Origin of the sequence: Melghirimyces algeriensis, assembly GCF_900182565.1 — a bacterium.
Classification (GTDB): domain Bacteria; phylum Bacillota; class Bacilli; order Thermoactinomycetales; family DSM-45169; genus Melghirimyces; species Melghirimyces algeriensis.
On sequence record NZ_FXTI01000006.1, the window covers coordinates 128,014 to 140,546 of the forward strand.

Sequence of the window (12,533 nt, forward strand, 5' to 3'; positions counted from 1 at the left end):
GTGAGGAAGGAACAGTCACCACGTAAAACGATTCCTGTCATGTGGAAGGACCCACAAAACCATTTTCAACATGTACCGTAGGAACTACGGGAAGTGAAGCTCGCGGAGAGTACTCGCCTGGGCTCGATGAACCGAGAAGCTCTACCACTTTCGTGGAGAGCAGTTCACGTCAACTTGACTGCACAAAAACAAAACTCCTTGGGCAAATTGCCCAAGGAGTTTCCGTAACCCTAGATTATTTTTTAACCATATGAACAGGGTTTCCTACGATGCCTTCCGCTGCTTCCATAAAGGTTTCCGGAAGGGTTGGATGAGCATGGATGGTTAGGGCAATATCTTCCGCATTTGCCCCCATCTCAATCGCCAACACCACTTCAGAAATCAGACTGGATGCTTCCGGCCCAACAATTTGTGCACCCAGAATCTGTTGGGTTTCCTTGTCGGCAACCACTTGGAAGAAGCCGTCTGCCGCATCCAGGGACAACGCCCGACCATTGGCAGCAAAGGAGAAGCGACTTACTGACACATCGTAGCCTTCTTCTTTTGCCTCTTTCTCGGTTAAACCGGTATAGGCCAATTCCGGATCGGAGAAGATGACATATGGCATCGCCCGATAGTCAACCTCGCTTGGCTCACCAGCGATCACTTCCGCAGCAATCTTTCCTTCGTAGCTGGCTTTGTGGGCCAACATTGGCTGACCGGCCACATCGCCGATAGCAAAGATCTTATCATTTTTCGTCCGCATTTGCTTATCTGTCGGGATGAAGCCTTTATCGTCCACTTCAATCCCCGCCAGGTCCAGTCCCAGTTCATCCGTATTCGGTTTACGTCCCACAGACACCAGTACTTTATCAGCAGAGAAGGATTTTACTTCCCCTTTTACTTCCGCGGTCACGGTGACTCCGTCGCCGGATGTATCGGCGGATTGAACCATGGCATTCGTCACTACATCTACACCCAGCTTTTTCAGGTTGCGTTTTACCATGCGTACCATGGAGGGGTCTACACCTGGAAGAATGGTATCCATCCCCTCCAGAACCGTCACTTCCGTTCCCAGCTTGCTGTAGGCAGTTCCCAACTCCAAGCCGATATAGCCACCGCCGACAACAATCATTTTTTCCGGTATTTCCGACAAGGACAAGGCCTCAGTGGAAGAAATGATTTTGTCTCCATCAAATTTGAGAGAGGGAATTTCAAACGGTCGGGAACCGGTAGCAACGATGCAGTGCTTAAACTGATAGGTGGTGCTGTCATTGTCAGTGGCCACTTTCACCGTATCTTCACCGGAGAAATAAACTTCCCCTTGTACCACATCCACTTTGTTTGCTTTCAGAAGCGAAGAGACGCCACCGGTCAGCTTTTTGACGACATCATCTTTCCATTTGATCATGTCGGCAAAATTAATTTTGACATTGTCCACTTCAATTCCCATATGGGAAGCATTTTTCATCTTATGCACTTCATCCCCGCCATGAATCAGGGCTTTGGAAGGAATGCAACCCCGGTTGAGGCAAACTCCGCCAATTTCCGCTTTATCGACAAGCGTTACACTTTTCCCCATTTGGGCAGCCCGGATTGCAGCCACATAGCCTCCAGGTCCACCTCCAACAACCAATACATCCACTTCTGTTGCAAAATCTCCAACTACCATATTAATTCATCTCCATCATCAAGAGTTTGGGGTTTTCCAACAACTCTTTCACACGGTTCAAGAAGCGTGCTGCCACATCTCCGTCAATCAACCGGTGGTCAATGGACAAAGAGACATTCATAATCGGACGGACAACCACTTCACCATCCACTGCGACCGGACGCTCTGCCATTTTGCCCATACCGAAAATGGCGACTTCCGGATAATTGATAATCGGAGTAAAGAACTGACCGCCAAAGGAACCGATGTTTGTAATGGTAAAGGTGCTTCCCTTCAAATCCTCCACACCCGCTTTCTTGGAGCGGGTACGATCCACCACATCACGGATTTCATCAGCCAGCTGGAAAATGGACTTCTGGTTGACATCCTTGACCACAGGCACAACCAAGCCATCTTCGGTTGCTGTAGCAATTCCCATATGATAATACTTCTTGATGACAATCTCTTCCCGTTCGTCATCAATGGATGCATTCAGGGTGGGGAACTCATGCAATACAGCCGTAAGAGCCTTGATGATAAAGGGAAGATAGGTAAGTTTAATCCCCCGCTGCTCCGCCATGGGTTTGGCCCATTTGCGCAACTCGATCAATTCGGAAGCATCCACTTCATCCATGATGGTCACATGAGGAGCCGTATATTTGCTTTGAGCCATGCGTTTGGCAATGGTCCGTCTCATCCCGCGCAACGGCATGCGCTCTTCATTGCCTTGCGGAACACTGGGTGCCGTAACCGCTGCCGGTTCTTCCTCCCTGGACGGTTTCGCCTCAGGCACTTCAACCGTTGCCGGCTCATCAATAGCTCCGCTGTCTTTCCACTGTTTCACATCTTCCAGTGTCACTCGCCCATTTTTCCCTGTACCTTTTACCTGGGTAATATCCACCCCAAGCTCCCTGGCTTTTTTCCGAACGGATGGCATCGCCAACACATTTCTTCCGGATGTGGCACCCCCAACCTGGGTAACGGGGCGTTTTTCTTTCTTCGCCGTATCTTCTTTCAATTCCTGCGAGTTTTCTTCAGCTTCGGGATCAGCGGCATCTTCTCCATCACCGGTGTCAAAGACCGCCAGAACGGACCCGACTTCCACTACTTCTCCTTCATTTGCATTTAACTTGGATACGGTACCCGTTACAGGAGAAGGAATTTCCACCACGGCTTTATCTGTCTGCACTTCTGCAAGTACATCATCTTCATTGATGGAGTCGCCTTCTTTTACGTGAAACTTAACAATTTCGCCTTCATGGATTCCTTCACCCACATCAGGCAACTTAAATTCAAAAGCCAATCCGAAAACCTCCTTCCTTGTTTCAGATCAGAAGTCCAATGTTTTGTAAATTCCGGCGCATACCCGATCTACAGTAGGCAACCATTCATCTTCAATCGCAGTCAGTGGATAGGGTGTATCAAAGCCGGTAACACGAACGACCGGTGCTTCCAGAGAAAGAATGGCTTCTTCATTGATTCGTGCCACCAATTCAGCCCCTACACCACCTGTTTGAGCGGCTTCATGAATGACTACTGCACGGTTTGTTTTTTCAACAGAACGAATGATGGTCTCCAAATCCAATGGGGAAATGGTCCGTAGGTCAATAACCTCCGCTTTTACTCCACGCTCTTTTTCTGCCTGTTGAGCCGCCTTTTCAGCTAAGGGAACCATTGCACCATAGGCGATCAATGTGACGTCAGACCCTTCTTTCACCACATTGGCTTTACCCAATGGTACGGTAAATGCTTCCTCCGACACATCTGCTTTCACCGACCGATACAGTTTCATCGGTTCATAGAAAATAACCGGATCGTCATCACGGATCGCTGAAATCAGAAGCCCTTTGGCGTCATGGGGATTACTCGGTACAACCACTTTCACCCCTGGGCTGTGCAAAAAGAGTGCTTCCAGGCTGTCAGAGTGCATTTCCGGTGTTTTGACTCCACCGCCATATGGTATACGGATGGTAATCGGAACATTGAAGCGACCACCGGAACGCATGCGAAGGCGGGCGGCCTGGGTGGAGATTTGATCCATACACTCATAGACAAATCCCGCAAATTGAATTTCCGGCACCGGACGGAACCCTTGGGAAGCCAGCCCGATGGACGCTCCGATAATGCCGGATTCAGCCAGGGGTGTATCGAAGGAACGTTTTTCACCAAAGGTCTGGTATAGATCGGCAGTCGCACGGAACACACCACCGTTGACTCCTACATCCTCACCCAACACAATCACATTTTCATCCCGTTCCATCTCTACCCGCATGGCATCATTAATCGCCTTGATCAACGTCATTGTGGCCATAATTATTTGCCCTCCTTCCAGGAGAGGTATTCTTCTTTCTGCTTTTTCAAAATCTCCGGTGTTTCTGTGTAGAGATCATCGATCAGATCTTCGACAGATCCTTTCGGCATCTTCTCCACTTTCTTGATCGCATTGTTCATTTCTTCCAGCAACTCTTCCTGTACTTTTTCTTCTTCTTGGTCCGACCAGAGATTCTTGGATTCTAAGTATTTACGGAAACGTTTGAGAGGATCTTTTCTGGATGCCCAGTCTTCTTCCTCTTCTTTGGTGCGATAGCGTCCCGGATCATCCCCCGCCATCGTATGCGGGCCGAAACGATAGGTAACCCCCTCGATCAGTGTTGGACCTTCTCCTTTCCGGGCACGGTCCGCTGCTTCTTTTGTTGCTTGGTATACAGCCAGGGCATCATTTCCATCCACCTGAATTCCATGGATACCATAAGCAACCGCTTTCTGAGCAATGGTCTCAGAACGTGTCTGCTTGGACAGCGGAACACTGATCGCATATTGGTTGTTTTGACAGAAAAAGATGGAGTTGGCATCATAAACACCCGCAAAGTTCAGACCTTCGTGGAAGTCCCCTTCGGATGTGGCACCGTCTCCAAAGAAAGCAATGGCCACATGCTCTTCCTCTCTCAGGCGGAAAGCCCAACCAGCACCGGCAGCATGAGGAACATGACCGGCAATAATAATCTGGGGCGGAAACATATTGACATCTTCCGGAACCTTCATGCCATCTTTCATACCCCGTGAGTACAGAAATGCCATTTCCATTGAAATTCCGTGGTACAAGGCTGTACCGATATCCCGATAACTGGGGAACAGCCAATCGGATTTTTCCAATGCTGCCATAGAAGCGATTTGACATGCTTCCTGACCCGCCATGGGAGCATAAAAGCCCAAGCGGCCCTGACGATTCAATTTGATGGCACGCCCGTCAAAGGTCCGGATTCGAAGCATCCAGCGATAAAGATCTTTCAATTCATCGTCAGACAGATCCGGAGCCTGTTGACCGTCCACAATGTTGCCGTTTTCATCCAGAATCTGAAACATTTCCGGATCCTGTTTTAACTCCATCACTTTCGGCACGATGGATACACCTCACTTTTTAAAATTCTATCCGCTATGGGGATATTGGGTATCAGGCCGTCTTTCTTAGACTTCCTCAAACCACCTGACACATTCCACAAATCATGTTAAGAGAGCTAAATGATGGATCACATATCCTACACCAACCAGCTCCCGACCCTAAAACCGCCAAAAGCCAGCACACGATCAAAAATGGTTTTTATTACCATATAATACGTCTGGCCTACTCGATACAATTGAATGATACACTTCATGAACAAGACAGTCAACACAAACAACCAAACCATAACAATTATTGATACAGTAAGGGTTTTAGCTACTATAACAGTACGAAACAGATAATGATACAGTTTATCCGCATCGGCAGAACAAGCCATTCGGTACGGATGAAAAAAACCGCAACCGACCGGCTGCGGGTAACCCCTTTTCCTATAGGCGGGGATCGTTTAAAAGGCGCTGCAGTTCTTCCTTGTGGTTGGACTCATCTGCAACCATATCTTCCAAATCAATTTTCAAACCATATTGCTGTGCTTTTTCCGCCTCTTTGATTCGTTGCATGTAACGCTTGATGGTCGCCTCTTCATCCTGAATCGCATTTTCAAGCATCTCCCGAACTTCTGTCGCCTGCTTTACTTCACTCGGCTTTACTACAGGGAGGCCACCCAGTGCAGCAATTTTTTCTGAAAGGTAGCTGGCATGTTTAATCTCATCTTGGGCTTCATTCTCAAAGAATTCCTTCAAAATGGGTCGCGATAGCCCGGAAACCATTGCTGCATTATAGGTATAGGTGATAATCGCTGCATATTCATTGGCCAAATCTTCATTCAAACCCTCAATTAGAGCTTGTATATCCGAATTCAAAGCCATTCTCCTTTCTTCGTAAACATTAGGTGCGGTTCAGGGTTAGGGTTTCCCACTTGATCAAGAATCAAACAATGGTTTGCACAAAATGACCATCGGAACGTTTGGATGGATCGTTTGTTCCATGTATAATAAGGAGGAAGCTAGAAACAAAAAAGGACGGATGTCCCCATGAATGTTCAACCCTTGGAACTAATCCCCCTTTTCTGGGGGGATAAACGATATCATACATGGAATCATCATCTTCGCAGTCAGTTTGGACAAAAAGTGTTTAAAGTTCCGCTGGATGGAGGATTCACCTGCCCCAACCGGGATGGAGCGGTTGCTACTGGCGGGTGTACCTTTTGCAGTCCAAGAGGTTCAGGAGATTTTGCCGGTGATCGACGACAGGATTTGGTTCACCAGTTTCATACCGTTCGGGACCGTATGCATCAAAAATGGCCGAAAGCCAAATATATCGGTTATTTTCAGGCTTTCAGCAATACCTATGCTCCTGTCGATGTCCTTCGTCCCATGTACGAAGTGATCTTGGAGCAACCGGATGTGGTCGGTCTCTCCATCGCCACCCGACCGGATTGTCTTCCCGATGATGTTGTGGAGCTTTTGGCGGAGTTAAATCAACGGACGTATCTGTGGGTGGAATTGGGATTGCAGACAATTCACGATTCCACCTCCGATCTGATTAACCGGGGACACGATTATGCCTGCTTTTTGGATGGGGTCGCCAAACTTCGCAAACATGGGATTCGCACCTGTACGCACATTATTTTTGGCCTTCCGGGGGAAACGGAAGAGATGATGCTGGAAACAGCAAAGGCTTGTGCAGCCATGGATACGCAAGGGATCAAGATTCACTCCTTGCATCTTTTAAAGAAAACCCCCATGGTGAGACAGTATAAAAAAGGACAACTTCAATTTCTGGAAAAGGAAACCTATATCCGGCTGGTAGTCGATTCGCTGGAGCTTCTTCCACCCGATATGGTGGTTCATCGGGTAACGGGGGACGGCCCTCCGGATTTGATGATCGGCCCAATGTGGAGTACAAAAAAGTGGGAAACCCTGAATGCAATCGATGCTGAGCTGAAACAACGCGGTTCCTGGCAGGGGAAAAGATGGTCACCCACCATCACAACCGCAATCCCTGAACGAAGAAAGGAAGCAAACCGATGAGCTTTCCGTCCACTCTCGCCTTTGCCCATGACCTGGTAAAAGGCGTCTTGTTTCCTGGAGCCTATGCAGTGGATGCCACCCTCGGCAACGGCCAAGATACGCTTTTCCTTGCCCAAGGCGTGGGACCTGAAGGTCAGGTTCATGGATTTGATATTCAGAAGGAAGCCCTTGACCGCACGGAAAATCGCCTCCACCAACACGGTATGGTAAACAGGGTGACACTTCATCAAAACAGTCATCACCAAATGGAACAGATCCTTCCCCCGAAATGGAAGGGGAACATTTCCGCTGTCATGTTTAACCTTGGTTATTTGCCTAAAGGAGACCCTGCAATTATTACAAAGCCGGAAACCACCATTCATGCCTTCTCTCAAGCACTGAAATGGCTGGCTCCCGGCGGAATTCTCACAGCGGTTCTCTATACCGGTCACACCGGCGGTTTGGAAGAAGCGAAACAGGTCCTAAACTATATCAAAACATTAAAACCCAATGTTTTTCATGTGATTCAGTATCAAACCCTGAATCGCCATCATGCTCCCTCACTCATCGCCGTTCAAAAATCCAAAAAGCATCCACCGGATGAAGCTAGAAACTTTTTTGTAAAATAAACCACTTTTTCGTCAAATATATTTTTATAGCGCTCTTATCATGATAGAATCATAATGAAACCTGTGGCAACCATTGTATTCCGCCACAGATTGCTTTGACCCAGAAAGGTGGATGATGGTGGTAGGAAAGCGGTTAGGCGGCCGGTATCAGATTGTTGAACGCATAGGTGGCGGCGGTATGGCTGTCGTCTATAAAGCAGAGGACACTGCTCTGGGTCGCCATGTTGCCATAAAAGTCATGAATGAGTCCCTCAGCCACGATGAAACATTTATCCGGCGCTTTCATCGCGAAGCGCGGGCAGCTGGCAGTCTGTCTCATCCCCATGTGGTCAATGTATATGATGCAGGCAATGAAGGCCACACCTATTATATTGTAATGGAATATATTGAAGGTCCCACTCTGATGGAGCTGGTACAACAACGCGGTCGTATTCCCTATACGGAGGCTGTCACCATTGCCTCCCAAATTTGTGAGGGTCTCGCACATGCCCATGAAAACGGCATTGTTCACCGGGATATTAAACCCCACAATATTATGGCTACAGCAGAAGGGGTTTTTAAGTTAGCTGATTTCGGCATCTCTCGGTCCACTCGTTCTTCTACAATCACCCAAACCGGTTTTATTATGGGATCGGTTCATTATTTCTCTCCTGAACAGGCCGGAGGCAGAGAAGTCCGTTATACATCAGATCTGTATTCTCTGGGGGTTGTGCTTTATGAAATGGTAACCGGTCAACTCCCTTTTGACGGGGAAGAAGCCGTTGCTATTGCTCTGAAGCACCTTCAGGAGCAAGTCCCCGATCCCCGGACGATTGTGCCTGACATTCCGGAAGAGCTGTGCCGGGTGATCTTTCAGCTAATGGAAAAAAATCCTGAGCATCGTTTCACTTCTGCCCTGGAAGTGTCCAATATTCTCCAGTCCATTCATTCCGATCCTGTTCATTTCACGGAAATGAACAAACAGGAACATTTTAAGCAGCCGGACCCACAACCCCTCCAGCAGACGGAAACGGCAGATCCAGACTCTGTACAAAGCCACACCGGGGAACAGACAGCACCACAAGAACCCCCATTAACCGGCTCCAGAAGAGACATTCACAGCAACAAGCGCCGATCAAAGAAGTGGATCATTAATTTAGTATCCGCTTTGGCTGTCGCTATGGCCTTATTGATTGCTTATAATATCTACGGTAACGATACATCTTCCAATGGGGATATGCAGGACGTTGAAGCCCAGGAAAAACAGCCCGCGGATCGAAAAAATGATGAAACCAGCGATCAAGCGGAATCCAATCCTCCCAAAAAGACAAAATCAGGGGATTCCCAATCTCCAACAACCTCTTCCCCGGATTCGGACGACGATACAGAAGATGCGGAGGAAGTGAAAGAGGAGCCCGGTTTCAACTGGAAGGCTTACCGAGGCGAAACGGAAAATGACCACTTCCGTGAGATATCCACAGAGGACATGGGTGACGGAAAGTATCAAATCTCTTTAAAAACCGATTTTGGGCGCGTATATTACGATGTTCTGATCTATGACCGAGACGGTCCACACCAGCCTGTGATCCGCGCCTATGATGGGGAGGAAGACCTTTCCGGTGAATTCCATAAGAAAACCTTCTCCGTAGAGGTTTCCCCACCTGAACAAGGACTGGTCAAAATCCGGTTGTACGATAAGGATAAAAAGGAAGAAGCCATTAAAATTCTAGACGTACGCGATGATGATTGAAAAGGCACGCCACAAAGGCGTGCCTTTTCATGATAAAAAAACACCTTCCGTGGTTCCTTCGGAAGATGCGACGGACGATGTGGAAGAATCTATATCTCAACGGCCCTTCTTTTGCTTGGCCGCCAACGCGCTCAGGCGTTCTTCGCTGCTTTTCATCCATTTTTTCATCATGTCTTCAAAATCCGGAGCTCCTCCCTTGTTACGCCCACGTCGTCCACCCCGCGGGCGGTCGTCGGTCAATGCTTTGATCGACAGGGAAATCTTACCGGATGAATCAATAGAAAGTACTTTTGCCTTGACTGAATCTCCAACAGACAATTCGTCTTCCACTTTTTCGACAAATTTACCGGAGATCTGAGAGATATGAACCAGACCCGTTTCACCGGATTCCAATTTAACAAAAGCACCAAAAGGTTTAATGGCGACAACTTCTCCGGTTACAACAGATCCTTCCGCTAGCTGACTCATTCAAACACTCCCGCAATCTTATTCATTCTGTATGAAGATACCACTTATTTTGGCTTAAGTCAATGGGCAATAAGACCCACAAATCATTCCACCATTTTTCTTATTATCCCATACCGATTCAAACTTAAACGCAAATGTGTTATACTTTTTCCGTTAGCAATCGCGAAACGGGTTTTCATTCATACAATAGAGAACGGCAGAAAGAAAGGGATGGATCGATGAAAACACATATCGATGTTCACAGTTCTGTAGACCTCATCCTGGAAGGGGAAGTCTGTCGCAATTTATCCGCCGCGCAACTGGTGGAAAAAGCCCTGGAACGGAAAGAGGGACAGCTTGCTTCCAATGGTGCGTTTCGGGCCACGACGGGAAAATTTACCGGTCGTTCCCCAAAAGATAAATATATTGTCAGAGATCCGGAAATCGAGGATAAGATTGATTGGGGACATGTAAACCAACCGATGGAACCGGAAACATTTGACCACCTGTTTCAAAAAGTGAGTCAGTACTTACGAAAACGGGACGTCTTTGTTTTTGACGGCTTTGCCGGAGCCGATCCCGCATATCGTCTTCCCATTCAAGTTATCAACGAATATGCCTGGCACAACCTGTTTGCCCGACAGCTTTTTGTTCGACCAAACAAAGAGGAATTAAAACTTCACAAGCCCCAGTTTACCGTGGTCAGCGCTCCTGATTTTCAAGCAGATCCTGAGCGGGATAGAACCCGTTCGGAAACCTTTATCGCCATCAGTCTGAAACACCGGATCATCCTGATCGGTGGAACCCGGTATGCAGGTGAGATCAAAAAATCCATTTTCAGCATTATGAACTATCTTCTCCCGGAAAAAAGCGTACTCCCCATGCACTGTTCCGCCAACATGGGACCGGAAGGAGACACCGCACTCTTCTTTGGTCTTTCCGGAACGGGAAAAACGACACTATCTGCCGATCCGGAACGAAGTCTGATTGGTGACGATGAACACGGCTGGTCCGATCAGGGCATCTTCAATATTGAAGGTGGCTGTTATGCCAAATGTATCGGTCTTTCCCAGGAAAAAGAGCCCCAGATCTGGAATGCGATTCGCTTTGGATCCGTACTGGAAAACGTCGTGCTGGACGAGGAACAGCAACCGGACTACGCGGATGGATCATTGACGGAAAACACCCGTGCCGCTTATCCAATCCAGCACATCCCCTCAGCGAGAATCCCTGGAGTTGGAGGACATCCCAAAGTGATCCTGTTCCTTACTGCTGACGCTTTTGGAGTGCTCCCTCCGATTGCCAAGCTGACACCGGAGCAGGCCATGTACCACTTCCTATCGGGATACACCAGTAAACTGGCTGGAACAGAGCGTGGAATCACGGAACCGGAAGCAACATTTTCCACCTGTTTTGGATCTCCCTTTCTACCGCGACCCGCTGGGGTCTATGCTGAAATGCTTGGAGAGAAAATCGCTCAGCATCATGTCCGTGTCTATCTCGTCAATACCGGCTGGTCGGGTGGACCTTATGGTGAAGGGAACCGAATGAAACTGGCCTATACCCGGTCAATGGTAAAGGCCGCTCTCAATGGCTCACTGGAACAAGCCAACTTTACACCGGATCCGATTTTTGGTATCCATGTTCCGGATCGGTGCCCAGAGGTTCCCAGTGAGGTTTTAGTTCCCCGAAATACATGGAAGGACCCGAAGGCTTATGATGCGAAAGCCAAGGAGCTCGCCCAGCGGTTCCAGGAGAATTTTCAACGTTTTACAAATATCAACGAGGCCATAAAAAAAGCGGGACCCCAAGTCGATTAGTGTCTCTTTACGCAGTTATTCAGAACAACGTCTTCTTATGCCTGAGAAGACGTTGTTTTCTATGAGAGTGCATTTGGACCATTATGTGGAGCCGATTCCTGGAAGACTCTCCAAAGACTACAGCATTGGAATATTCAAGCAGATCCATCTTCCACTTGAAACAATCACTCAAAATTTGCTATGATCACGAAGGATTTAGACTGAAGATACCCGGAAAGGAACTCTATAGAATGAAAAGACCCATCATTATTGGCGTGGCCGGTGGCAGTGGGTCCGGAAAAACAACGGTCGCACGAAATATCTGCGAACATTTTTCCGATTCCGTCGCACTAATCGAGCAGGATGCCTATTACAAAGATCAATCCCAATTGCCATTCGATGAACGCGTCAAGACCAATTATGACCATCCATTGGCCTTCGACACCGAATTGTTAATCAACCACCTGGATCAGCTTTTAAAATGGGAAGCGATCCAAAAGCCTGTTTATGACTATACGCAACATACACGGGCATTGAAAAATGTGACCGTAGAACCGAAAGAGGTTATCATTCTGGAAGGAATCCTTATTCTTGAGGATGAATCCCTACGGGATCGGATGGATATTAAAGTATTTGTGGATACGGATGCGGATGTACGAATTCTACGACGTTTGGAACGGGATATGAAAACCCGCGGGCGCACGCTGGATTCTGTAATTCAACAGTATTTGACCGTTGTCCGACCGATGCACCTTCAATTTATTGAACCCAGTAAACGTTACGCGGACCTGATTATCCCCGAAGGTGGATATAATCAAGTGGCTGTCAATCTACTGATCAACCAGATTCAAACGATTCTTTCTACAAAATGATCCCCCGGTATAACGGGG

Annotated in this window: 11 protein-coding genes; 5 read left to right on the plus strand and 6 right to left on the minus strand. The window is 47.8% G+C overall.

Features of this window, described 5'->3' with window-relative positions:
* Positions 1–235: 235 nt before the first annotated feature.
* From lpdA to FN782_RS10375, 5 genes are all read right to left on the minus strand, one after another.
* Positions 236–1,651: a dihydrolipoyl dehydrogenase gene (gene lpdA / locus FN782_RS10355; RefSeq protein WP_142505720.1), complete on the minus strand. Its 1,416-nt coding sequence runs from the start codon at positions 1,649–1,651 to the stop codon at positions 236–238.
* A gap of 1 nt (position 1,652) precedes the next feature.
* A complete protein-coding gene (locus FN782_RS10360) occupies positions 1,653–2,933 on the minus strand; it encodes a dihydrolipoamide acetyltransferase family protein (protein ID WP_142505721.1) in 1,281 nt (426 codons plus the stop codon).
* A gap of 27 nt (positions 2,934–2,960) precedes the next feature.
* A complete protein-coding gene (locus FN782_RS10365; RefSeq protein ID WP_142505722.1) occupies positions 2,961–3,941 on the minus strand; it encodes an alpha-ketoacid dehydrogenase subunit beta in 981 nt (326 codons plus the stop codon).
* Positions 3,942–3,943: 2 nt separating this feature from the next.
* Positions 3,944–5,017, minus strand: coding sequence for a pyruvate dehydrogenase (acetyl-transferring) E1 component subunit alpha (pdhA, locus tag FN782_RS10370; protein ID WP_425462706.1), 1,074 nt, complete (start codon positions 5,015–5,017; stop codon positions 3,944–3,946).
* Between the two features lie 441 nt (positions 5,018–5,458).
* Positions 5,459–5,896 carry a ferritin-like domain-containing protein gene (locus FN782_RS10375; RefSeq protein ID WP_185956212.1) on the minus strand — a complete coding sequence of 146 codons (438 nt, stop codon included), beginning with the start codon at positions 5,894–5,896 and terminating at the stop codon, positions 5,459–5,461.
* Between the two features lie 165 nt (positions 5,897–6,061).
* Between FN782_RS10375 and mnmL the strand changes: the two genes are divergently transcribed.
* The 3 genes from mnmL (at position 6,062) to pknB (ending at position 9,397) form a co-directional block, all read left to right on the plus strand.
* Positions 6,062–7,060: a tRNA modification radical SAM protein MnmL/YtqA gene (gene mnmL, locus FN782_RS10380; protein WP_142505725.1), complete on the plus strand. Its 999-nt coding sequence runs from the start codon at positions 6,062–6,064 to the stop codon at positions 7,058–7,060.
* On the plus strand, positions 7,057–7,668 hold the full coding sequence (mnmM, locus tag FN782_RS10385; RefSeq protein WP_142505726.1) for a tRNA 5-(aminomethyl)-2-thiouridylate-methyltransferase MnmM: 612 nt from the start codon (positions 7,057–7,059) through the stop codon (positions 7,666–7,668). The genes mnmL and mnmM overlap by 4 nt, the downstream gene beginning before the upstream one ends.
* Positions 7,669–7,780: 112 nt before the next feature.
* Entirely contained in the window at positions 7,781–9,397 is a 1,617-nt protein-coding gene (pknB, locus tag FN782_RS10390; RefSeq protein WP_142505727.1) for a Stk1 family PASTA domain-containing Ser/Thr kinase, read from the plus strand.
* Between the two features lie 96 nt (positions 9,398–9,493).
* On the opposite strand, the gene FN782_RS10395 is transcribed toward pknB, so the two are convergent.
* Positions 9,494–9,865, minus strand: coding sequence for a S1 RNA-binding domain-containing protein (locus tag FN782_RS10395; protein WP_142505728.1), 372 nt, complete (start codon positions 9,863–9,865; stop codon positions 9,494–9,496).
* 218 nt (positions 9,866–10,083) lie between these two features.
* On the opposite strand from FN782_RS10395, the gene pckA reads away from it, so the two are divergent.
* Positions 10,084–11,664: a phosphoenolpyruvate carboxykinase (ATP) gene (gene pckA / locus FN782_RS10400; protein WP_142505729.1), complete on the plus strand. Its 1,581-nt coding sequence runs from the start codon at positions 10,084–10,086 to the stop codon at positions 11,662–11,664.
* Positions 11,665–11,894: 230 nt separating this feature from the next.
* A complete protein-coding gene (gene udk / locus FN782_RS10405; protein WP_142505730.1) occupies positions 11,895–12,515 on the plus strand; it encodes a uridine kinase in 621 nt (206 codons plus the stop codon).
* Positions 12,516–12,533 lie beyond the last annotated feature (18 nt).